The following is a 22633-nucleotide window of genomic DNA, read 5'->3' on the forward strand; positions in this document are numbered from 1 at the left end:
CGCGCGCACGGCCCGGTTCGCATATTTCATGCCGTTGGGGCCGGCCGCCCCCTCAGGTCGGTGGCGGCGAGATGTCGCAGTTGAGTCGCCGACCCTCGCGCATGGCGAGGAAGTTCGGATGCTTGCCCCCCAGAACGGCCTCGCCGCGACGCAAGGTGTCGGCCAGGAGGTCCTCGGCAGGGGCCCGCTCGCCGAGCTTTCGCCGGCTCACCGCGAGGTTGGACGCCACAGCCAGGGTGTCGGGGTTGTCCGGGCCGAGCACCTCCCGCAGCGCCAGCCACGTCGCCTCGTCCAGCAGGAGCGCGGCGTCGTATTCACCGGCATCGAAGAGATCGTTGGCCAGATTGACCTGTGCCGACAGCGTGTACGGGTGCCTCTCGCCCAAGGTCTCCTGGAAGCCGGCCACCACCTCGTTGGACAGGACGCGGGACTCGGCCGGCGCGCCGGCCAGGCGGGTGAAGACGGCGAGGTTGTTCATCCCGGCCAGCACGAACGGATGCTGGGGCGCGTAGACGCGCTGGAAGCCGCTGACCGCCTGCTGCGCGGTGGCGCGCGCCGCGGCGTGGTCGCCCAGGGCCGACTCCTCGCAGGCCCGGTTCATGAGGCAGGACAGCGCTTCCGGATGGTCCAGGCCGACCGATTCGCGGTAGCGGCGGAGGGTGTCGTTGGTCAGCGCGTGCGCCGCCTTGAATTCACCGGTCTTCCGCAGCGTGGCGGCGAGGCTCTTCGCGGTTCGCAGCGTGAGTGCGGCGCTGCTCCCCATGACCTCGCGGTACCGGGTGAGTGTCGGCTCGAGCAGCGCGCGTGACTGCTCGAACCGGCCGATGGCCCGCAGGTCGTGCGCGAAGTTGTCGACGGCCTGAAGGGTCTGCGGGGCGCTCATGCCGAAGTGCCGGCGCCGGTCTTCGACCACCTGTTCATCGATCTCGGCGGCCTGGGCGAAGTCGCCGATCAGGCGCAGCGAGACGGCCAGGTTGGTGTCCGCCCGCAGCTTGAGGTCGTTGGTCTCGCCGAACACGGTCAGGGCCAGCTCCGCCGCGCTCCGGGACATTTCGAGCGCCTCGCGGTAGCGGCCCAGGGCGCGCAGATCGGCGGCCACGCTGCCGGCCACGATCACCGAGTACGGATGGTCGGGTCCCTCCGTCGCGGTGAGGTGCGCCAGCGCGTTGCGGTCCAGCCGGTAGGCCTCGGCGTAATGCGCCTGCCAGCGCAGGGCGTTGCCGAGATGGAAGGTGAGCAGCTGGGTGGTCGTGTCCTCACCGAACCGGGCGCGCCAGATCTCCAGCGCGTTCTCGGCGAGCTCGCGGCTGCTCGAATAGTCGCTGCGCCGCTCGAGGAAGCGGGCCATGTCCGCCACCAGTTGCCGCACGGCGGGGTTGGCCGACTCCAGCGCGCCGGAGGCCCGCAGGTGCGGCCAGAGCAGCGCGTACGTCTCCCAGCTCTCCGGTACCTCCGGGCTGCCGCGCTCGAAGGAGGCCAGGATCTCTTGCACGTTCTTGCTGTTGGCGTGCTGCTCGTCCGTGTCGAGGCTGTTGCGGATGACGGCCTGCACCAGGCGGTGGATCTGGATGCCCTGGTGCACGTTGTCCACGGTCGCCAGCGCGTAGCGGCCGATCTCGCGCAGCAGCTGGCCCTGGAGGATCGGGTCCCGCAGGGCCGGGTCGTAGTCGAGCAGCACCTGGGTGAAGCGGCTGCTGTAGATGAGCTTGGTGGAGATCGGCTCGGGGGCGAAGAACGCACAGATCTCCAACAGCTTGGCCGCCGCCGGCTTGGTCTGGCGCAGCCGTTCCAGCGACAGCAGCCAGGTGGCGGCCGTGGTCTTCTCGTAACCCAGCGGCGGGTTCTCGTCCAGCATCCGCATCAGCTGGGTGTCGAGCAGCTCGAGGTACTGCGCGACCGGCATCAGCGTGGTGGTCAGCCACGCGCCGGCCTGCTCGATGGCCAGCGGCAGGTCGCCCAGCTTGTCGGCCACCTGCTCGGCGTCGGCGGTGCTCAGCTGGGGCACCCGGCGGGTGAGCAGGGCCACGGACTCGGCGCGGGTGAAGACGCCGAGCTGCACCGCCTGGGCCTCGGTGTTCCAGGCCTGGTTGCGCGATGTCAGCAGGACGTGGCCGGCGCCCTGGGGGATGAACTCGCGGATCTCCTCGGGCCGGTCCACGTTGTCGAAGACGATGAGCCAGCGCTGGTAGGGCCGGCCCTGCCGGAGGGCGTCCAGCACGATCCGGACCGCCTCGTCCAGGCTCTCCCCGCCCTCCAGGCGCAGCGCGCGGCCGAGCTCGGCCATCGACGACCGGACCATGTGCGACTGTTCCGCCGGGATCCACCAGACGACGTCGTAATTCGCGGCGAAGCGGTGCGCATACTCGAGCGCGAGCTGGGTCTTGCCGACGCCGCCCAGGCCGAACAACGCCTGCGGCACGACCGCGGTGATGCTGGCCGAGAGGCGGTCGCGGAGCCGTTCCAGCACGGCGCCGCGGCCGGTGAAGTCCGTGTTGCGCTGCTGGAGGTTCCAGATCGGGGGCAGGGTGCCGGGGAACCGCGGGCCCGAGTGCCGGCTCGGCGCGGCCGGCGACTCGGCCCCGACGACGTCGAGCAACAGCTCACGGGCCCGCTCGGGGGTGGCGCCGGTGAGATCCACCGGGAGCCGGTCGTTGTACGGGGCCTCCAGCCGGGTGCCGTCGATGCGGACCGGGATCAGGGCGGCCCGGTTGGCCGTGCCGGCCCGGGAGAGCTGGCGCCAGGCCGTTGCCGCGTGGCGGGACCCGACGTACTCCTTGGAGAGCAGCACCAGGGTGTAACGGGCCGCGGCCGGACCCGGGTCGGCCGGTTCGGTGGTCTCGGCGTCCACGAAGTCCACGTCGGACAGCCGGGACCGCAGGCCGACGGCGCTCAGCTCGGAGGCCGCCCACTCGGCCCACATCCGGTCCACCGGGGCGTAGCTGATCTCGATGTCGGGGGTGGCGGGGGGCCGGCGGCGTTCGAACTCGCGCAGCCACTCGCGGCGGAGCGTCTCGTCCAGGGCCGGGAGCTCGCGGACCCGGCCGTCGGTGATCCAGCCGGCCAGCCGCTCGTACGACGCCAGCAGCGAGTTCTCCAGCAGGGGCCGCTCGGCGAACGGGGCCAGGATCTCCTCGTACGCGAAGAACGGCTTGTAGGGGATCTCCACGTCGCCCCAGTAACGGTCCGCGGAGTCGCCGAGGGCCGTCAGGAACGGGCGGAACTCCTGGCGGGCGTAGTCGCGGCCGGCCTCGAGCTTCAGCGCCTCGGCGTTCTCGATCCGCATCGGCACCGGCAGGATGCGCACCGGGCGGCGGTCGCGTTGGGCGCCGACCGACCGGGCCACGGAGACGGCGCCGTCGATGCTCTGGGTGCTGAGGGTGAAGCAGTTGACGATGGTGTCGGGCAGCTGGACGGTGCAGATCCCGGCGCTGTCGCTCAGGCCCGTCCGGCTGTCGATCAGGACGTAGTCGTAATGCGCGCGCATGTCGTCGGAGAGCGCGTCGATGAAGACTCCCCCGCCCAGCCGGTCCCAGAAGCTCGACCAGTCGAACGTGCTGACCCGGCGCGCGTAGGAACGGTCCTGCTGGCCCGCGGGAAGCAGGTCGATCCCGCCGCCTTCGGGGAATTCCCAGTCCAGCGAGACCGCGTAGTCGAGCACCCGCGCGCGCTCGGCCAACCATTGATCCGAGTCATTGTGCTCGGGCTCCATCGCGGCCGACGCGTAGTCGCGGATCATGTCGATCATGCCGGGAGAGGAAGTGAGCTTCTTGTCCAGCAGGAACGGGTGGAAGTAACGGTGCAGTCCGGGCGATTCGAGATCCCAGTCGACCACCAGAACGCGCAACCCGTTGCTCGCGAGCAGCCAGGCCGTGTTGGCGACGCACATGGTGCGGCCGGTGCCGCCCTTGTAGGAGTAGAAAGTCACGATGTGACCGCTGCTCATCGCCCCTCCTAGGGACCCTCGAGGATGGGCCGGCTACCGGAGGTTCCCGGCAGTGGTCGTCGGATCCTGCCGTTGGCGATCGCCCGGTTGCGCGACTCCTCCAGCACCACGTGCAGGTCGGAGCCGAAGGTCTCGTGGGTCAGCACGCTCTGCCGGAAGGTGGTGTTGTGCGGCCGCCGCACGTTGCGGGGGAACGTCCGGTTGACCGCGCTGGTGAGCTCCGAGGCCTTCGCCTGGGTCTCCGCGTCGTCGCGGTTCCACGGGATCATCACGGCGGCCGGATGGTCCTCGCGCTCGTCGTAGCGGTGCAGGATGTCGTGGTTGCGCGCCAGCCGGGTGCTCCACGGGTCCACCAGCAGCACCACGATCTGGTTGTCCCGCTCGGCCTTGTCGATGCACTGGTCCAGCTCCCCGACCTCGGTGATCTGCGCGTCCAGGCTGCGGGCGCCCGCGATCCGGGTGGCGTAGTCGGCCAGCGGCTGATCGAGCGCCGGCCGGTACGGCGACCAGGCCCGCGCGGATTCGCCGTAGAACCGCGGGTCCCGGCGGCCGACCTCCGGCGTGGCGGCCTGCGCGGCGGTGGGCGCGGACATGACGAAGTAGACCTTGTCGGAGCGCGGCAGCAGCTCGCTCGGCTCGATCGCCGGGGTCCGGCTGCCGTTGAGCGACACCTGGTCGTGGAAGGCGCTGGGCACCATCTCGAACTGCACGCGGTCGGCGGCGGCCGGCAGGGGGTTGTTGGTCGCGGCGTCCATCACGAGCTCGGCCACGGTGGTGACGAACTCGAGGTAGTCGTCGCGGTTGCGCTGGATCCGCAGCAGCTGCCGGATGCCGCGCTCGCGCCCGGACTCGTGGGGCGGGTTCTGCCGCTGCGGCTCCTGGACGTACTGGACGACCTGTACCGCCGTGGGCATCGTGCGCGGCGGCAACCAACGCAGCGGGATCAGCCCGGACCCGCTGGTGCCGACGTGGCGCCGGTGCCGGCGGGCCCGCTCGGCGAAGATCGCCCACTCCCGGCCGCACGGCTCGCTGAGGAAATAGGCCGGCGAGCAGAGCGCGAGAAACGACTGGCAGCGCGACAATGCATCGACCAGCGTCTCGGGCCAGATGTCCCCCGGCTGGATGTTGCGATTGTCCAGGAAACCGATCTCGGCGTCCTGGTCGAGGCCGGCCATCAGCCGGACCTCTTCGCACAGGTCCTGGAAGAATTGGTGGACATAGACGTCGTCGCTACCGCGGGCGTAGCTGAGGAAGAAGTACAGCACGCAGTCTCCGACGAAGTCCGGGCCTCATGCGCTCGATGAGGCTGCGTAACGCAGAGTATATTGACCAGAACGTTAAGTGAATAGCTGCGTTGGGCGGACTTCAGAGTGCCGCCCGGGCGCAAACTCCGCCCCCCGGCTACACAGTGGCCCTGCCCTGGCTTTCTCCGGCCGGACGGCGCCGCGGCGCCGACGCGGTGGCCGCGCCGACGCGCACTATCCGAAAACCAGCGTCCGCCAGCAATTCCGGCAGTTGCCGAACGGCCTCGCGGTCCTTCTCCCGCGCCGCTTCGGACAGTCGCTCCCACTCGACGAGATCGGGATGCTGCCGCCCCGCGTCGTCCCGCCGCTCGCCGTACCGCCAGCCGTTGGCCCGCTGGAACCGGCACCACCGGTCGTGCTCGCGCCGGGCGAGCCGTTCGATCAGCTCCGCCGTCAGCGTCTCCGGCTCACCCCAGACCGGATTCGGGGCGAGCACGCAGCCCACCTCGTCCAGCTTGGGTCGATGTCCCCAGCCTGCGCGCGGTTGCCGCCGCGCACCTCCTCCGGGAGGTCGCGCCACTCGCGCATCGCGGGCGTCGCACCGAGCGGCACCCCGGCCCGCACCTGGTGATGCAGGTAGCCGTCGTGGATGGCCCGGGCCAGCCGCTCGGTGAGGCTGTCCTCGGTGCCGCTGACGTCGGTGCCGGCGCGCAGCGCGTCGAACATGTCCAGCCGCCCGGACACCGAGTCGAGCAGCCGCTCGCCGGGCCCGTGGAACGCCTGGACGAGGCCGCCGAGCTGACCCAGCCGCACGATGACCGACCCGGGGCCGGAGCGCCAGAAGTGGTCCATCGTCAGGGCCAGTTTGAGCCCGGCCTCCTCGTCGTCGCAGCAGATGTAGACCTGGTCCGGCGGCGCATCCGGCAGGTCGCCGTCGAGCAGGGTGGCGACGTTGCGGTTGCGGGTCACGAAGTCGCAGACCGTGCCGACGAACGGATAGAGCCGGCGCAGCCGGTGCACCGCCTCCCACGCGCCGGCGTCGACCACGACCACCTCGAGACGCCGGCGCTGCCCCCGCAACCGCCAGGTCCGGGCCAGCTCGACCATCAGCGCCCGGCCGAACCAGGAGGCGCCGACCACCATGACGCGGGTCGGGCGGTCCGGATGGACCGGCGGCCGGTGCCGGCTCAGCAGGGCGTGCGCGGCGCGCTCGTGCCAGTTGAAGAAGTTGACCACCATCCGGTCGTCGGTACGCCGGGCCAGCCGGCGCGCCTGCAACGCCATGCACAGCTCCGGATCGTCGACCTGAACGTGCACGCGCAACGGCGTGCGCCGGCGCAGCCGGTCCGCGGCCACCACCACCGCCAGGTCCCGGGCGGTGTCGCCGGAGCACACGTAGAGCGTCTCGGCGTGGTGGATGCCCGCGCCGCGCAGCAGCTCGGCCCGGGTCGAGTCGCCCGGCGCGAGCAGCACCCCCCGCCGCCCGGCGGCCGGCGCACCGGCGCCGGCCATCCGGACGACCCGGCGGCCGCCGTCCGCCAGGCGCGTCGCCAGCGCGTCGGCGACCAGGCTCTCCCCGCAGACGATCACGTGCCCGCGGGACCGGCGCGCCCGCAGCCGGGCCAGTTCCGCGGCGAACAGCAGCCGGACCGCCTCGATCACCGCGTAGACCGTCACGGCCGGGGCCAGGAACCGCGCCACCTGCAACGACACCGGCATGACACCGCCCTCGTCGAGCGGGGGCGCGCCGAGCACGAACAGCTGCAGCGTGTAGTAGAGGCGGTCCCACGTGTCGTCGGCGAACTCGACCCGGGCGGCCAGCAGCCCGCCCATGCCGACGTAGCCGAGGATCACCGAGACCAGGGCGAGCAGCGGGAACAGCAACCGCCACACCACGGGCTTCGCCATGACCCACCCCCGCGGCCTCGGGTATCAACGTACCGCTATGGAGGAGTTACTTTAAGCCACGTTGCCTGCCACAATCCACGACGTGGTGATCAGCTATCCCCCGGTGGGACCGCAGACCCGGCAATCCCTCGTGGACGACCTGCACGCGCTCGGCGTACGGGAGGGCGGCGTGCTGCTCATCCACACATCGCTGCGCTCCCTGGGCTGGGTCTGCGGCGGGGCCCTCACCGTCGTCCAGGCGTTGCTGGACGTGCTGGGTCCCTGGGGCACCCTGGTGGTCCCCAGCCAGACCGCGACCAACCGGGACCCGTCGACCTGGGCGCCGCCGCCGCCGCAGTCCTGGTGGCCGGCGATCCGGGAGAACCTGCCCGGCTTCGACGTGGCCCGCACCCCCAGCACGGCGGTCGGCGCGATCACCGAGCAGGTCCGCACCTGGCCCGGCGCCGTACGCAGCGGGCACCCGCAGACCTCGTTCGCGGCGATCGGCGCCCGGGCGGCCGAGCTGATGAGCGTGCACCGCACCGACTGCCACCTGGGCGAGGACTCCCCGCTGGCGGCCCTGGCCAAGGCCGACGCGGCCACCCTGCTGCTGGGCGTCGGCTACGACCGGGCGACCGCGTTCCACCTGGGCGAGTACCGGGTGCCGGACCCGCCACGCCGGACGTACTCCTGCGCGGTCCTCACGCCCGGCGGCGAGCGGCGCTGGCTCGAGTACGAGGACGTCGTTCTCGACGATCACGACTTCGGGCGGCTCGGCGCGGACTTCGAGCACGACACCGGGCTGGTGACGAGCGGCACCGTGGGCGCCGCGAACTGCCGGCTCTTCCCGATCGCCGACGCCGCCGGGTACGCGCAGCGGTGGTTCGTCAGGAACCGGGGCGCCTGACCAGGTCGTCCCGGAGTCGCCCGTGGGCGTGGGCGATGAGGTGGTAGAGATCGGGGCAGTACACGCTGCGGTTGGCGAACCCGGTCCCGTCGTACCGGTGGGCGTGCAGGCCGCCGCCGCAGACCCGGACCACCGGACAGCTGCGGCATTCCGGGCCGAGGGCGATCACCCCGCTCCGGCGTGCCCGGATGCCCGGATGCGCCGCGGCGTCGTCCAGCGAGGCGGTGATCAAATGCAGCCCTGTTGTCGCGGCGTCCTCCGCCACGGTCTTGAGCACGTCGCTCTGCTCGATGGAGCCGTCGGTGTCCACGGTCACGATGTCCGCTGGTTCGAGGCCCAGCCACTCGGTATGGCTGTGTCCGCCCAGGAGCAGGTCCAGCAAGCTCTCGAAGAGCCGGATGCGGGTCTCGCGGACGGGCGCGTCATACCACCGGTCGAAGACGGCGACCAGCCAGTCCCCGTACGCCGACAGTTGATCGTCGAGCGGCCGCGCCGGTGGCGGGTGCTCCCGGTTGCCGTGCGGCAGCAGCAGGTCCATCGCCGGAGGACGGTAGGTCAGCAGATGCTCGTACGTCTCCAGGGGATCACTGTGGACATCCACCGTGCAGAGGATGCCCGCGTACAGCTGCCGGTACCGCTCCGTTCCCAGCAGGCGCAGTGCCTCGACGACCGCGGGATGGCTGCTCCGGCCACCCGCGAACCGCCGGTGGCGGTCATTGGTGGCACGAGAGCCGTCGAGGCTCACGCCGACCCGAACTTCCTCCTCGAGAAACAGCTCGAGGACCGCGCGGTCCAACAGCACGCCGTTGGTCTGCACGGTGAACAGCGGCCGGGTCCCGCACGGCAGCGCCCGGCGGATGGACCGTACGGCATATCGCAGGAAATCGGCACCAGCCAGCAACGGCTCACCGCCGTGCAGGATCACCCGCAGATACGGCAGGTGGTGCGTGCGGGCGTGCTCGCCCAGCCGGTCCGCGAGCCGCTCCATCGTGGACCGGCTCATCGCCACCGGCTTCCGGCGCCAGCTCTGGTCGGCGTGCCGGTAGACGTAGCAGTAGTCGCACGCGAGATTGCAGCGTCCGTGGACCTTGACGACAACTTCGCCGAACGGCCTGACCGGCGAGCCGCCCATCACCCGATTGCGCTGCCGAAGTCGGCTGAGCCGGTGCCGTCCTCCGCGGCGGCGTCCGACTCACCGCGGGCCCGGGCCAGGGCGTGCACCAGGGCCGAGGCCCTCCGCGGATCCAGCTCGCCGGTGAGCAGTTCGGCGAGATCTTCCGGAAGGTCCGGCAGCACGGTACGCAGGACCGGTTCGTCGTGGCTGAGCATCGGCATCCACTCCCTCGTGAGGATGTGCGGACGAGGATCTGACCGGGTTTCAGCGTTACGGTCGCATGTCCGCCAGATCAAGCACGGACCGAATCAATCGCCCTCCGGGAAATTTGCGGCTTGCGGCCGAAGGATCCGATCAGACGTCTAGTGTGGGAAGCCTCGGTCGCGTTCGGGGGGTCGACTCGCATCTTCGCCGTCGGGAAGGGGTGAGCGCGGTGCACAGCATCGGGGTCACCGGCCGGATACACCCTACCCAGCCCCGCATCCGACCCGCGGGACGTTCGGCGTCGGCCGACGCTGTCGGAAGTACGACATTGCGATGATCGAAGGACCCGGCCACCGGGCCGATAACGTGCTGGGGGACCCGGCCGTCACCGGCTTCGTCCCCTGCCGATCGGCGACCGCCTGATGAACGACGTAGCCGCTGCGGCCCCGGAGGAGCACGTGCCCCTTTTCCTGGTGAGCCACATCCGCGGTGACGACGACGCGTACGTCGAGGAGTTCTTCCACGACCTCTGCCGCGAGGTCCGCGCGCTGACCGGCACCGGGCGCACCGACGACGTGGGGACGCTCGCGACCGACCTCGATCCGGCGGAGGGCGACTGGCCCCCGGCGACCGCCCGGGCGCTGGCCTCCTGCCAGGTATTTCTCCCGCTCTGCTCGCCCCGGCTGCTGTTGAGCGAGAGCGGGGGCCGGCACTGGTGGCTGTTCCACGAGCGCCTGCGCCGCTTCAGCGAGGACAACCAGCGGGACGCGGCCTCCCTGCTGCCGTTGCGCTGGGTGTCGATGCCGGACCTGCCCCCCAGCTTCCCGGAGTTCCTGGCCGCCGACCCCACCGACCCGCGTCGACCCCTGCGGCAATACCTGCGGCTGCGCACCCTGCGGCCGCACTACCGGTCCTTTCTGCACCGGCTCGCCGGCCAGATCGTGAAGACCGCGCGCAGCTGTCCGTTGCCGCCGTACTGGCCGCTGCCGTCCGCGGCGCGCACGCCGAACGCGTTCGCCCCGTCCGAGACCGGCCTCGACCGGCCGCTGGTGCCCGGCACCCGCAACGTGCGCTTCGTGGTCGCCGCCGGGTCCCGCGGCGACATGGAACGCGTACGGGCGGCGGTCGAGTACTACGGCAAGGACTCGACCGAGTGGGCGCCGTACCGGCCGCTGCGCCGGCAACCCCTGGTCGAGCAGGCCCAGGCGATCGCCGCCGGGCAGCTGTTCGACTCGCACGTCACCGGCCTGGAGGACCTGCGGCGCACCCTGGACGTCGCCAAGGAGGCCAACGACCTGGTCGTGCTGCTGCTCGACCCGTGGTCCACCCGGCTGCCGGCCAGCCGGCGGCAGCTGTCCGAGGCCGACCTGGCCGGCCTGCCGGACGCGGCCGTGCTGGTCCCCGTCAGCGACGCCGACCCGGAGAGCGAACAGAGCCGCGACGAGCTGATGTTCGACGTGGAGCAGACCCTCGCCCGGTTCCTCGGCCGGTACGACGCGCTCTACAGCGGCCGGTTGCCCACCCCGGAAAGCTTCGGCAACCAGCTGGCGTCGACCCTGGAACAGAGCCGCAACCGCCGGTTCCGGGTCGGCCGGCCCGCCCCGGGATCCGCCTCGGCGGCCGGCGACCGGCCCATCCTCAACGGACCCTGACCGTCACCCGGACGAGTCAAGACCGGCGAGGAAAAATAGCGCCATCATCGAGTGGCTTCCACCTCCATTGGGTCGTCCTCTCTAGGCTGAGACTCTGGAGTCTTGGCCCGGACGACGATTCATCGCGTCATGAACGACGAGGAGCCGGCGTGAGCGCACCCGTGGACCGCTCGGATGGGCAGATCGTCACGTTCTATTCGTACAAGGGCGGCACCGGCCGGACCATGGCGCTGGCCAACATCGCCTGGATTCTCGCCGCCTCCGGCTATCGCGTGCTGACCGTCGACTGGGATCTCGAATCCCCGGGCCTGCACCGCTATTTCCACCCCTTCCTGCGCGACAAGGAGCTGCACGAGACCGACGGCGTGATCGAGATGATCCGCCGGTTCTCGGAGGCCACCCTGGGCGGCGAGGCGGATCTCGACATCGCCGAGCTCGCCGACTTCCGCGAGTACGCGGTGTCGCTGGAATGGGACTTCGGCACCGGCTGCCTGGACCTCATCGGCGCCGGCCGGCAGGGTCCGCAGTATTCCGCGATCGTGAGCACCTTCGACTGGGACTCGTTCTGGGCGGCCCACGGGAGCGCCTTCTTCGACGAGCTGCGACACCAGATGCGCTCGGGCTACGACTTCGTGTTCCTCGACAGCCGCACCGGGCTCAGTGACACCGCCGGCATCTGCACGGTGCAGATGCCGAGCACGGTGGTCAGCTGTTTCACGCTGAACACCCAGAGCATCGAGGGCTCGGTGGCGGTGGCGCGGTCCATCCTCAAGGCCCGGGAGCAGCGGGACGCCCCCGCGCCCCGCATCCTCCCGGTGCCGACCAGGGTCGAGGACGGCGAGCAGCGCCGGTTGGAGCGCGGCCGGGCGTACGCCCACCGCAGCTTCAACCCCTTCCTCGCCGCCTCCGGGATCGACGACGCGGTCGAGTACTGGGGCTCCGTGGAGCTGCCCTACCGCACCTTCTACGCCTACGAGGAGATCCTCTCCACCTTCGGCGACCAGCCCCGCCAGGAGAATTCGCTGCTCGCCCCGTACGTGCGGCTGGCCCGCCGGATCGCCGGCCACCCGGTCGCCGCGCCGGTCGTCGAAGAGGGCGTGCGGCAGCGGGTCATCCGGATGTTCGAGCGGTCGGAGCCGGTCGAACCCAGCCGCATCCTGATCAACTATGTGCCGCTGGACCGGATCTACGCCGAGTGGCTCAGCGAGCAGCTGAGCCGGTGCGGGCACCATCCGGTACGCCACTTCGCCGGCACCGACCTGCCCGACCTGGACACCGTCGACCGGCTGATCACGCTCGTCTCCCGGGACTACGAGACGTTCCCCGAGAACGACCGGCTGGCCCAGGCCCTGCTCCAGCGGGACACCCCCGACGACGTCTTCGCCGTCGCGGTGCAGACCGCCTCGGTGTCACTTCCCGACCAGCTGCGCCGTTACCCCAGCGTGGACCTGACCCGGCACAGCGGCGACCGCGTCCTCGAGCTGGTGCTCAACGAGCTGCGGATCCAGCCCGACGGCTCCCGGGCGTCCTACGAGGAGCCCGAGGAGGGCGTCCGCTACCCGCGCGTGCGCGCCGATCTCTGGAATCTCCAGCTGGCCCGCAACGCCGCCTTCTCCGGCCGCAACTTGCTCCTGGAGGCCCTGCGCGACCAGCTGCTCGCCACCGAGAACGTGGACGGCGGCCGGATCGCGCTCGAGGGCATCAACGGCGTCGGCAAGACCCAGATCGCCCTGGAGTACGCCTACCGGTTCGCCGCCGCCTACGACATCGTGTGGTGGGTCTCGGCCGAGCAGACCGACCGGGTCCGCACCAGCCTCGCCGAGCTGGCCGAGCGCCTGGGCATCCCCGGCGACGCCGAGGCGCAGGTGGCCGAGGTGCGGGAATGGCTGCGGCAGGGCAAGCCGTCGGCGCGCTGGCTGATCGTGCTGGACAACGCCGACTCCCCGGAGGAGCTGTACGACTTCCTGCCGACCGGTACGGGCCATGTCATCGTCACGTCCCGTAACCCGCACTGGTCGGAGAAGTACCACCTGCCGCGCCTGGACGTGAACGTCTTCGCCCGCGGGGAGAGCATCGAGCTGCTGCGCCGGCGCGTCGACGGGCTGAGCCACGACGACGCCGACCGGATCGCCGACGCGCTGGGCGACCTGCCGCTGGCGCTCGAGCAGGCGGCCGCCTGGCTGGCCCTGACCGGCTCCAGCGCCACCGAATACCTGGCCGAGCTGGGCGCCCGGACGGCTCGGCTGCTCGACCAGCAGGCGCCGCCCAACCAGCCGTCGACCACGGCCAGCGTCCGGCTCTCGTACGACCGGCTCCGGGCCAAGAGCCCGGCGGCGGCCCGGCTGCTGGAGCTGTTCGCCTTCCTCGCGCCCGAGGCGATCCCGTTCCGGTTGCTGGAGGGCGAGCGACTCTCCGACCACCTGGCCGGGATCGATCCGGCCATGCACGACCCGCTGCTGCAGCGCACGCTGATCAGCGTCATCGGCCGGTACTCGCTGGCCCGCGTCAACACCGCGGTCGGGGGCGCGGTCGTGCACCGGCTCACCCAGGGCATCATCCGCGACAGCCTGAGCGCCGAGGAGCAGGCGGCGACCCGCGACGAGCTCTGGCGGATCCTGGCCGGTGTCAAGCGTCCCCCGCGCGAGGACTCCGACAACTGGCCGATCTACGAGGAGCTCCGGGCCCACCTGGAGGCCTCCGGCGCGATCGAGTCCCCGCGGCCGGAGGTGCGCACCCTGTTCCTCGAGCTCGCCGGCTACCTGCGCCACCGCGGTGACTTCATCGGCGCGGAGGATCTCATCGCCCGGGTGCAGACGCGCTGGCGGGAGCTGTTCGGCGAGGACGACGTGCTGACCATGCGGCTGCAGTCCGAGCGCGGGAACACCGCCCGGGAACGCGGTCACGTGACACGGGCGTACGAGATCGACCGGGATGTCGTCGAGCGGATGACCACCGTGCTCGGCGCCGAGCACCCGTACACGCTGCTCGCCGCGAACGGGCTCGCCGGAACCCTGCGGGCCCAGGGGGAGTTCGCTCGCGCCCGCGACATCGACGAGAAGACCGTTCCCCTGGTGCGGGACGTGTTCGGCCGGAATTCCGACCGCACCCTGCTGCACCAGAACAACCTCGCCCTGTCGCTCTGGCTCACCGGTGACTACTCCGAGGCGCTGGCGGCGTCCCGGCAGGTGCTCGACTCCGGCCGGCGGCTGCTCTCCACCAAGGACTACCGGCTGACGCTCTTCGCCGACAACCACGCGCGCTACCTCCAGGCGGCCGGCCGGCACCGCGATGCCCGCGACATCCTCGAGCCGCTGGTCGCCCAGCGGCGCGAGAGCGCTCCGGACGCCGTGCTGACCTGGCGGGCGGCGGTCAACCTGGCAGCGGCGCTGCGGCTCACCACCGGCACGACCCGCGACCGGCTGATCGCCGAGGAGGCCTACGAGCGGCTCGGTGAGCTGGTCGGCTCGCAGCATCCGGAAACCATGGCGGCCGAGACCGAGATGATGTTCGGGCTGTGGGCGCAGGGACGGGTCGAGACGGCCCGCAAGCACGCCCAGCGGGTGTCCGACTTCTACCGCGACCGGCGCGGCCCCAAGCACCCGTTCGCCCTGGTCACCGCGGCCAATCTCGCGATGGTCGAACGGGCCAACGGCGACCTGACCACCTCCCGCTCGCGCGCCGAGGAGGCCGCCACCGGCCTGAAGGCCGTGCTGGGTCCGGCGCACCCGTGGACGTTGACGGCTCAGACGAGCGCCGCCACCGGCCGGCTGCGGCTCGGCCTGGTGGAGGAGGCGTACGTCCTGGACCAGGAGGTGCACCGCCGGCTGAGCGAGCAGCTCGGCGACCGGCACCCGAGCACGCTGGCCGCCGAGGTGAATCTCGCGCTGAGCGGCCGGGAACGGCGGGAGGGGCCGCAGGCCCGCGCCGAGCTGCAGAAGGCCAAGCACCGCTGCGCCGAACTGCTGAGCCTGACGCACCCCTACACGGTCGCGGCCGACGAGGCGCGGCGCATCGACGTCACCATCGACCTGCCGCCGACCTGACCGGTCAGCGACCGCCGGCGCACCACCGCACGACGTCCCGGGGGTCGGGCGCCGGGCCGGTCGCCGCGAGCGCCGCGTGCAGGTCGCGGGGCAGCTCGGGCCGGTCCGGGGCGCCCAGGGCGACGGCCAGACCGGCCCAGTCGTCGTCTCCGCCCGTACCGGAGTTGATCGTGGCCGCGTAGCTCTCGGCCGCCCGCCGGGCGTCTCCGGCCAGCAGGGCCCGGTCCCCGGCGGGCAGGGCGGGCCGGTCGTTCCGCAGGGCGGCGAGGATGCGCGCATCGGCCCCGGCGCCGGCCCGTTCGGTGCCTGCCGCCCCCGGCGGCACGGCGGAGCCGGCCGCCCACGCGTCCGTCAGCCGGTTCAGCCCGTCGGACCCGACGGCCCGGTGGGCCAGCCGCCACCTCGCGCCGCTCACCTGGATGCACACGCCGGCGACGCGCCGGGCCGCCTCCGGAACCGGCTCGCCGGCCCAGCCGTCCAGCGTCGCCCGCATCCCGGCCACGAAGCGGGCGCCGGCCGCGGTCAGCTCCCGTGCCCCGTCCAGGGTCGCCGCGGCCCGGCTGGTCTGACCGTGCCAGTACGCGAACTGGACGGCGCTGCGCCCCCGCCAGAAGTCGGTCACCCCGAGGTGCGCGTAGGTGCCCTGGAGCAGGCCGCGGAACGGGCGCGGGTCGGCCCGCCACGGGGCGTGGTACAGCGCCTGGCTGCGCTGGTCCAGGTCCACCAGGTGCAGCAGGGAGCTGAGCTTGAGGTGCTGGGTCTCGTGCAGGACGAGCAGCGCCATCGACTCGGCGGTACGCGGCAGCGCGAGGGCGATCGCCCCGACGGCCCGGCCGCTGCTGGCGCTGTGCTCGGCGCCGCCGGCGGGCGCGGCGAGCGGCACGAACGAGCGCACCAGCAGCCGGACCGCGCGGGCGTGCGCCGGATGATCGGTGGCCAGCAAGGGCCAGGCCGCACGCCACAGGGCCGCGAAACGGTCGTGGCCGGCGCCGGGCTCGGCGACCGGCAGCCGGTACTGCGCCCGGTACTGGTCGACGTCCTCGATGGCGACGACCGGGCCGCCGACGTCGCCGAGGTCGATGGACCGGCGCGCGCGCAACGGCGCCGGCGAGCCGTCGGCGGTGAGCCGCTCGCCGTCGAAGGCCAGGCGCACCGGATCGCCGGCGCCGGCCAGGGCACCCAGGCCCGGCAACGTCACGGCCCCGGCGGCGGCGGGCACGTCGATCGTGAAGGGCACGCCCGCCCGGATCGCGGCCGCGGCCGCGAGCGCGTGCAGATAACCGAGGGCACGGGTCCGGGGGAAGTCCGCGGCCCACGCGTCGACCTGCGGATGGGCCAGCATGTCGGCGACCGTCCCGGCGGACCGGGCCTGCACCCGCAGCAGCAGGTCGACGGCGTCGCGCACCGGGAGAGCCGCGGCCCGGGCCTCCCGCACGACGCCCCACAGCAGCAGCCGCCGCCGGACGAGCTGTCCGGCGGCGAGCTTGCCGAGCGCCGCGGCCGATCCGTGGCCGGCCGCCAGACCGGCGAACTCGTCCGCGGTGAAGGCGATCGGCGGCACACCACATACTGTCACGGACGTCGATGGACTGCCGTTCCTACCGGGGCGGCACCGCGTCCCAGACGAAGACGCGGTAGCCCTCCTGGCCGAGCGGCGGGCCGCCGGGCTGCGGGTCGACGTCCGAGCCGAACGACACATGCCGGCCGTCGGCCGAGATGGCGGCGGTCTGGCTGCCGTTGCCGGTGTCCGGGTACAGCCGCCGCTGCCCCCGGGTGATCCAGGTGACGACCCCGGTCCGGCGGTCCCGGACGTACGTGTCAACCAGGGTGTCCTCATCGGAGCGGAACACGGGCGTGGCCGTGGTGAAGGCGACGAAGCGCCCGTCGGCCGACACGTCGGCATTGGCGTACGCCCCGATCGTCGTGTTCGGGCGGCCGCGGTAGTCGGCGGAGACGATCTCCAGCCGGCCGGTCCGCAGGTCACGCAGCCACACGTTCGGCACCGGGTCGACGCCCACGCCCAGCGATCCGCTGTGCTCGAAGACGACGAAGCGTCCGTTGTCGGAGACCGATGGCTCGGCGCTGGTCGCGATGAAGGACCGCGGGTCGACCGGGACGTCCCGCGACAGCACGACGGTCGTGCCGCGCCGCCGGTCCCGCGCGTAGGCCAGCGAACTGGTGAACACCGGCAACGGCGGCCCCGGCACCAGCGCCTGGTCGGAGGCGAAGGCCACGACCTCGCCGTGCGCGGAGACCGACGCCTCGGAGCTGAAGGACTGGCTCTGCTCGCCCTCCGGCGTCAGGGACACCCGTTCCGTGCGGGCGGTCGCCAGGTCGCGGACGAACACGTCGCTGGTGTCGTTGGTGTCGCCGGGGATCAGGTTCGTCGAGGCCGAGTCGAAGGCGACGTACCGGCCGTCGGCGGAGATGTCGGGCCGCAACGCGCCGCGGTCGGCCAGGCCGCCGCCGGCAGCGACGGACACCAGGGTGGTCCGGCCCCGCCGGAGGTCCCGGACGAACACGTTCCACTGGTGGCTCTCGTTGCCCGGCAGGAACGAGGCGGCCGCCGACTCGAAGACGACGTACCGGCCGTCGGCCGAGATGTTGCCGGGCCGGCTCTCGGCGTCGCTGGGCACGCCGCCGGTGCCCTGCGAGACGAGCACGGTCCGCCGGGCGACGGTGTCCCGGACGAACACGTCGGTCTGATCGTTGGTGTCCCCGGCGACCAGGTCCGTCGCGGCCGAGGCGAAGACGACGTACCGGCCGTGCGCCGAGACGCCGGAGCCGGGAGTGGAGTAGCTGTCGGCCGGACCGCCGTCGCGCGCCGCCGACACCAGGCTGATTGTGCCGCGCCACGCGCTGGGCGCGGCCTGGGCACCGGGTGGCGCGCTCCCGAGCACCACCGCGGTCACGGCCACCAGGACCGTCGTACCCGTCCATCCTTTGTGCATGGTGAGACCTCCGGTCGCCGGCGTCCCTCCGACTCTCCTCTCGTGCCCGGACGGGCGCAACGCCCGCCGCGAGTTGTGGCAAGATCACCGCCAATCCTCCCGCGTCACCCCGCCAGCCAAGGGGATACCCCACGATGCTCTCGTTCCTCAGCCGGGCCCGTCTCGGCCGCCACCTGGCCGTCTCCGCCGTGGTGCCCGCCCTGGTGCTCAGCACCGGCGGCGCCGCCGTCGCGGCGACCCACACGCTCACCCTCACCGCGCTGAACCGGTCCGGCGCCAAGGTGTCGGTCTCGGCCACGGTGGTCGACCTCCTCACCAGCTCGCGGTACACGGTCCGCACCGGCAAGAAGAAGAAACTGCCCAAGGGCAACTACGCCGTGCTCGCCTCGATCACCAGCGGCGACGCGACCACGCTGGGCGGCCGGACCGTCAAGGTCTCCGGATCCGCCAAGCTGACCATCGACGCCCGCGCGGGCCGGCGGGTCAACCTCGCGGTACGCCCGGCGCCGACCGGCCTCAGCCGCAATCTCAGCGCCCGGATCTGCACCAGGACCGGCGGCGCCGACTACGACGTCGAGGCGTACGGCGACAACCTGTACGTCATCCCGAGCACCTCCAGGAAGCTCGCCTTCGCGGCGCTCGGCACCTGGAGCGACAGCTGGGGCGCGGCCGACGCGTACGCGGTGGTGCACCAGACGATCGGCGTGCCGAAGAGCCCGACCCGCACGTTCACCCGGTCGTCGCTCGGCAGCGTGTCGGTCGTGTCCCGCCTCGGCCCGGCCGGCTCCAACTACACCGACGTCGCCGTGCAGCCGATCAAGCGCGGCTGCGCCGACGACATGTACAGCGGCCTGTGGTCGGCCGACCGGCCCACCCGTCCCCAGCTGCGGCTCTCGACCGGCTCCTGGCACATCCGGTCGGGCACCTTCGCCACCACGAAGGACAACCAGACCTGGAACATCGGCTCGTACTTCGCCGAGCGGAAGATCGTCGCGGGTAAGTCGTCCTCGGTCCGCTTCTACAACGCCGCCTGGGGCCCGGGCCCGCAGCTGCCGATCACCATCCGGGGCCGGGTCATGTTCGGGCTGAACGACATGTTCACCGACCCGGGCTTCCTCCGCGACGGCAGCGAGGGCGGCGACAAGGCGCGGGCGACGCTGACCTACAAGGGCAAGACGGTCAAGACGGCCCGCGACCGGGGCTGGGAACCGGAGGGGACGACCCTCACCTACCCGGTGAAGAAGGCCGGCTGGTACACCCTCACCAACACGGCCACCCGGTACTACCCGGAGATCACCTACCCGGCCGGCATGCTGTCAACCAAGAGCGTGGTCAGCTACCGCTTCCACACCAAGCCCAAGAGCAGCGCGCTGGCCGAGGTCAACTCCGTCACGATGGTCCCGATCGGACTCAACGGCTGGAACAAGGCCCCGGCCGGCAGCACCACCAACGTCGCGCTCAAGCTGAACCGCTACGCCCAGGACCCGGACGCCAAGCGCGGCAAGAACCCGAAGCTCAAGTCGCTCAGCACCACGATGTCGGCCGACGGCGGCCGGACGTGGCGGGCGGTGAAGGTCAAGAAGATCAACGGGGTGTGGACCGCGGTGGTGCGCAATCCCGGCTCGGGGGCGGTGTCGTTGCGGGCGCGGGCCACGTACGCCAGCGGTGGGTACACGGACGTGACGATTTATCGCGCTTACGGAATCGCCTGACCCGGGCCGGAAAAGAACGGCCGATCGGATGATTTGATCATCGGCCGCCCGGCCCAAAAAGGCGATCGCGTCATCCGTTCGTGATCCTCTTAATTCGGAAAATGCCTCGGGCCCCACGAAACGCTCCATATCTTGCGAATGCGCCGGCTCCCGCGACCACCGATGACGGGAGGCCGGCCATTCGCGAGAGGACCTCAATGTTCAAGGCATTTGCCATCGGCGCCACCCTGGTCGCCTCCCTTGCCGTAACGGCCGCGCCCGCCACCGCCGCCCCGGCCCCGCCCCGGGACCACAAGATGATCGTCGATGTGGTGTCGGCCAACGGCTCCGGCTGCCCGCGAGACACCGCCGAGGTGACGCCGTCGCCGGACGGCACCGCGTTCACCGTCACCTACAGCCAGTTCACCGCGCAGGTCGGCGCCGGCACCCGGCCCGTCGACTTCCGGAAGAACTGCCAGCTCGGCGTGAACGTCCACGTGCCGCAGGGCTACACCTACGCCGTGGCCGGCACCGACTACCGCGGCTACGCCAGCCTCGCCCCCGGCGCCTTCGCCTCGCAGACGTCCTTCTACTACTTCCAGGGCGAGCGCCGGACCACCCGGATCCGGCACAACTTCTCCGGGCCCATGGACGCGAACTGGCAGCGTACCGACACCGTCGGGGTGAGCTCCCTGTCGTTCCTGCCGTGTGGCGAGGAGCGCTACCTGAACATCAACACCGAGCTGCGGGTCAACGCCGGCTGGTCCAACTCGCGTCGGACCACCAGCCTCCTGACCATGGACTCCACCGACGGCCACATCGACACCATCTACCACGTCGCCTGGAAGAAGTGCTGACCTCTTCCCTGCGGGGCTGATCGGCCGCCGACGGCACGGGCGGGGCCCCATCCGCGTTGCGGGTGGGACCCCGCCCGGCTAACCTGCCGTTCTCCGTACCGGACCGGGACCTGCAAGCGTCCCTCCGGGCAAGGAGAAGAACGCATGTCCATGCTGGCAGACATCGCCGAGGTCGTCATCGGCGTCGACACCCACAAAGACACCCACACGGCTGCGGTCCTCGACACCCGCACCGGCGCTGTGCTGGCCCGGATCACCATCAGCACCGATCCCGACGGCTACGCCGAACTCATCGCCCTGGCCGACCACCATTCAGCATTGCGGGCCTGGGCACTGGAAGGATCCAGCGGATACGGCGCCGGCCTGACCCGGCACCTCAGCCAAACCGGGGAACTGGTCGTCGAACTCGACCGGCCACAACGCCCGGCCCGCCGCGCCGGGGCGAAATCAGACCCGATCGACGCCGAACGCGCCGCCCGCGACGCCCTGGCCCGCACCCGGATGGCGCAGCCCAAGACCGGTGGGCAACGCGCCGCGCTGCAGATGCTGTTGACCGCACGCCGCGCGGCGGTCGAAGCCGGTGCTGACGCTCAGCGACAGCTGCACGCCATGGTCATCACCGCCCCGGAGGTGGTCCGGGCCCGGTTCCGGGGCCAGAGCACCCGGATCATGCTGGCCACCGCGATCAACCTGCGTCCGACCACCGCCGCAGGCGAGGTTGAGGTGTTCACCAGCCTGAACGTGCTGCGTGATCTGGCCCGCCGGGTCCGGTTCCTCGAAGCCGAGGCCGCCGTCGACGAGAAAGCCATCCGAGCCATCGTGCGCGCGTGGCGCCCGGAGCTGCTCGCGTTGACCGGGGTCGGGCCTATCGTCGCTGCGACGATGCTCGCCGCCTGGTCACACCCCGGCCGTTGCCGCAATGATGCCGCGTTCGCCATGCTCGCCGGCACCGCCCCGATCCCGGCCTCGTCCGGCAAGACGGTGCGCTACCGGCTCAACCGCTCCGGCGACCGCCAACTCAACCGCGCCTTACACACCATCGTGTTGACCAGGCTGCAAAAAGACCAACCAACCCAGGCCTACGCCGACCGACGCCGCACCCAAGGCAAAACCGACCGCGAGATCAAACGCTGCCTCAAACGCTACGTCGCCCGAGAGCTCTACCGCCTCCTCGAAACAACACCATCAACCCCTTGACGCGCCATAGGAGCGTCCGTCTGCTCCTCGACCGGCTCGCCGCCCGAGCCAGAACACCGGCCCGCAGGGCGCTACGACACCTATCCCGCGGTGCTACGCCGAGCCGGGTTCGATCCCGCCCGTACCGGTCTGCTCGGCGACTTCCCCGTGACGTACCTCGCCGTCGGCTATTCCCGCGCGGGCTTCGGTCGTGCCGAAGCGGACCTCGTGCCCTACCGGGACCGGGTCAACCGAGGCAACCCCCACGACCACCCTGCTCTACGCCCACCCCTCGACCACCGAGGCCCTGCTATTCGCCCTCGACCCGGAGCGGATACGCCGGTGGATGTACGCCAAGCGGCTCGCCGATCCTTCCCAGATCGGCAGCGCTTCCGACCTGCGTCGCTGGTTCGCCACCCATCTGGACCCCAGGGCCGGACAGGTGCCTGACTTCCCCGGCAACATCGACGAGCGGCACCCTGACTGGCCGGCCCACCAGATCTTCGGCCTTCTACACACCCTTGCCCATCAGGCCCTGCGGGCCCCGGCCGTCGACTCCGGCTAGTCGGAGACCTCCCTGTCCGAGTATCTGTTCCCGTACGAGCTGGCCCTCGCCGTCCACCCCAACGGCGCCCGAGGCGAGTCCAGCATCGGCGCGTTGCGCACCGTTCTCGAACAGAACCTCGACGCGGTCGCCAAACGGGCAGTCGACAACGACACCTGCCTGTACGACCCCAACTGCATGACCGCCAACCGCGGCGCCGACCACGGTTGCCTGCTCCTGCCGGAAACCGCCTGCCAGTGCTGGAACCGCTACCTCTCACGGGGGCACCTCTACGGCTCGCCGGAGGGAACAGCCGTTGGATACTGGGACCCGATGCTGGCCCCGGCCCCCATCTATTGACCATGCCACGCCGCGCGGGCCGCAAACGCGCCCCGCCCGAGCCGAGGCCGGAACGTTCAG

At 71.6% G+C, this 22633-nt stretch carries 16 protein-coding genes; 8 read left to right on the forward strand and 8 right to left on the reverse strand.

Annotated features, from left to right (window positions below; translation table 11 throughout):
- Positions 1-52: 52 nt before the first annotated feature.
- The 4 genes from fxsT (Ani05nite_RS15505) to Ani05nite_RS15520 all read right to left on the reverse strand — a co-directional run bounded on the left by fxsT (Ani05nite_RS15505) (position 53) and on the right by Ani05nite_RS15520 (position 7095).
- Entirely contained in the window at positions 53-3943 is a 3891-nt protein-coding gene (fxsT, locus tag Ani05nite_RS15505; RefSeq protein ID WP_203768973.1) for an FxSxx-COOH system tetratricopeptide repeat protein, read from the reverse strand.
- An 8-nt stretch (positions 3944-3951) separates the two neighbouring features.
- Positions 3952-5208, reverse strand: a complete 1257-nt coding sequence (locus tag Ani05nite_RS15510; RefSeq protein WP_203768975.1) for a TIR-like protein FxsC — start codon at positions 5206-5208, stop codon at positions 3952-3954.
- Positions 5209-5344: 136 nt separating this feature from the next.
- The gene (locus Ani05nite_RS15515; protein WP_203768977.1) at positions 5345-5683 is read right to left on the reverse strand and encodes a RyR domain-containing protein; all 339 of its coding nucleotides are present in this window, start codon (positions 5681-5683) and stop codon (positions 5345-5347) included.
- Entirely contained in the window at positions 5641-7095 is a 1455-nt protein-coding gene (locus Ani05nite_RS15520; protein ID WP_203768979.1) for an NAD-binding protein, read from the reverse strand. Before Ani05nite_RS15520 ends, Ani05nite_RS15515 begins: the two co-directional genes overlap by 43 nt.
- Before the next feature lie 61 nt (positions 7096-7156).
- Here Ani05nite_RS15520 and Ani05nite_RS15525 point away from each other — a divergent pair, with 61 nt between their 5' ends.
- Entirely contained in the window at positions 7157-7981 is an 825-nt protein-coding gene (locus Ani05nite_RS15525; RefSeq protein ID WP_239130004.1) for an AAC(3) family N-acetyltransferase, read from the forward strand.
- On the opposite strand, the gene Ani05nite_RS15530 is transcribed toward Ani05nite_RS15525, so the two are convergent.
- Together Ani05nite_RS15530 and Ani05nite_RS15535 are read right to left on the reverse strand one after the other, a co-directional pair.
- Positions 7962-9113 (reverse strand): FxsB family cyclophane-forming radical SAM/SPASM peptide maturase, encoded by a 1152-nt coding sequence (locus tag Ani05nite_RS15530; RefSeq protein WP_203768980.1) that lies wholly within the window; start codon positions 9111-9113, stop codon positions 7962-7964. The genes Ani05nite_RS15525 and Ani05nite_RS15530 overlap by 20 nt on opposite strands.
- Positions 9113-9310, reverse strand: a complete 198-nt coding sequence (locus tag Ani05nite_RS15535) for a hypothetical protein (RefSeq protein ID WP_203768981.1) — start codon at positions 9308-9310, stop codon at positions 9113-9115. The genes Ani05nite_RS15530 and Ani05nite_RS15535 overlap by 1 nt, the downstream gene beginning before the upstream one ends.
- Positions 9311-9721: 411 nt before the next feature.
- On the opposite strand from Ani05nite_RS15535, the gene fsxC reads away from it, so the two are divergent.
- Together fsxC and fxsT (Ani05nite_RS15545) are read left to right on the forward strand one after the other, a co-directional pair.
- Positions 9722-10951 (forward strand): FxsC protein, encoded by a 1230-nt coding sequence (gene fsxC, locus Ani05nite_RS15540; protein ID WP_203768982.1) that lies wholly within the window; start codon positions 9722-9724, stop codon positions 10949-10951.
- Positions 10952-11100: 149 nt separating this feature from the next.
- Positions 11101-14994 (forward strand): FxSxx-COOH system tetratricopeptide repeat protein, encoded by a 3894-nt coding sequence (gene fxsT / locus Ani05nite_RS15545; RefSeq protein WP_203768983.1) that lies wholly within the window; start codon positions 11101-11103, stop codon positions 14992-14994.
- Between the two features lie 4 nt (positions 14995-14998).
- Here the strand turns inward: fxsT (Ani05nite_RS15545) and Ani05nite_RS15550 are convergent, their stop codons facing one another.
- Together Ani05nite_RS15550 and Ani05nite_RS15555 are read right to left on the reverse strand one after the other, a co-directional pair.
- A complete protein-coding gene (locus tag Ani05nite_RS15550) occupies positions 14999-16555 on the reverse strand; it encodes an aKG-HExxH-type peptide beta-hydroxylase (RefSeq protein WP_203768984.1) in 1557 nt (518 codons plus the stop codon).
- A 37-nt stretch (positions 16556-16592) separates the two neighbouring features.
- Positions 16593-17945: a TolB family protein gene (locus Ani05nite_RS15555; protein ID WP_203768985.1), complete on the reverse strand. Its 1353-nt coding sequence runs from the start codon at positions 17943-17945 to the stop codon at positions 16593-16595.
- Between the two features lie 134 nt (positions 17946-18079).
- Between Ani05nite_RS15555 and Ani05nite_RS15560 the strand changes: the two genes are divergently transcribed.
- The 5 genes from Ani05nite_RS15560 (at position 18080) to Ani05nite_RS15580 (ending at position 22573) form a co-directional block, all read left to right on the forward strand.
- Positions 18080-19657: a hypothetical protein gene (locus tag Ani05nite_RS15560; protein WP_203768986.1), complete on the forward strand. Its 1578-nt coding sequence runs from the start codon at positions 18080-18082 to the stop codon at positions 19655-19657.
- Between the two features lie 197 nt (positions 19658-19854).
- Complete coding sequence (locus tag Ani05nite_RS15565; RefSeq protein WP_203768987.1) at positions 19855-20493, forward strand: DUF4360 domain-containing protein; 639 nt, start codon at positions 19855-19857, stop codon at positions 20491-20493.
- Between the two features lie 144 nt (positions 20494-20637).
- On the forward strand, positions 20638-21690 hold the full coding sequence (locus tag Ani05nite_RS15570) for an IS110 family RNA-guided transposase (RefSeq protein ID WP_203768989.1): 1053 nt from the start codon (positions 20638-20640) through the stop codon (positions 21688-21690).
- Between the two features lie 325 nt (positions 21691-22015).
- Positions 22016-22234 carry a hypothetical protein gene (locus Ani05nite_RS15575; protein WP_203768991.1) on the forward strand — a complete coding sequence of 73 codons (219 nt, stop codon included), beginning with the start codon at positions 22016-22018 and terminating at the stop codon, positions 22232-22234.
- Positions 22235-22327: 93 nt separating this feature from the next.
- Positions 22328-22573 carry a hypothetical protein gene (locus Ani05nite_RS15580; protein ID WP_203768993.1) on the forward strand — a complete coding sequence of 82 codons (246 nt, stop codon included), beginning with the start codon at positions 22328-22330 and terminating at the stop codon, positions 22571-22573.
- The last annotated feature ends 60 nt before the right edge of the window (positions 22574-22633 follow it).

It is taken from the genome of Actinoplanes nipponensis (assembly GCF_016862275.1).
GTDB lineage: Bacteria > Actinomycetota > Actinomycetes > Mycobacteriales > Micromonosporaceae > Actinoplanes > Actinoplanes nipponensis.

What these genes read in the sequence shown, in the direction of transcription:
- fsxC (WP_203768982.1), top strand. Translation starts at nt 9,722, where the DNA reads ATGAACGACGTAGCCGCTGCGGCCCCGGAGGAGCACGTGCCCCTTTTC.
- Ani05nite_RS15570 (WP_203768989.1), top strand. Translation starts at nt 20,638, where the DNA reads ATGTCCATGCTGGCAGACATCGCCGAGGTCGTCATCGGCGTCGACACC.
- Ani05nite_RS15535 (WP_203768981.1), bottom strand. Translation starts at nt 9,310, where the DNA reads ATGCTCAGCCACGACGAACCGGTCCTGCGTACCGTGCTGCCGGACCTT.
- Ani05nite_RS15530 (WP_203768980.1), bottom strand. Translation starts at nt 9,113, where the DNA reads ATGGGCGGCTCGCCGGTCAGGCCGTTCGGCGAAGTTGTCGTCAAGGTC.
- fxsT (WP_203768973.1), bottom strand. Translation starts at nt 3,943, where the DNA reads ATGAGCAGCGGTCACATCGTGACTTTCTACTCCTACAAGGGCGGCACC.
- Ani05nite_RS15565 (WP_203768987.1), top strand. Translation starts at nt 19,855, where the DNA reads ATGTTCAAGGCATTTGCCATCGGCGCCACCCTGGTCGCCTCCCTTGCC.
- Ani05nite_RS15555 (WP_203768985.1), bottom strand. Translation starts at nt 17,945, where the DNA reads ATGCACAAAGGATGGACGGGTACGACGGTCCTGGTGGCCGTGACCGCG.
- Ani05nite_RS15575 (WP_203768991.1), top strand. Translation starts at nt 22,016, where the DNA reads ATGTACGCCAAGCGGCTCGCCGATCCTTCCCAGATCGGCAGCGCTTCC.
- Ani05nite_RS15560 (WP_203768986.1), top strand. Translation starts at nt 18,080, where the DNA reads ATGCTCTCGTTCCTCAGCCGGGCCCGTCTCGGCCGCCACCTGGCCGTC.
- Ani05nite_RS15520 (WP_203768979.1), bottom strand. Translation starts at nt 7,095, where the DNA reads ATGGCGAAGCCCGTGGTGTGGCGGTTGCTGTTCCCGCTGCTCGCCCTG.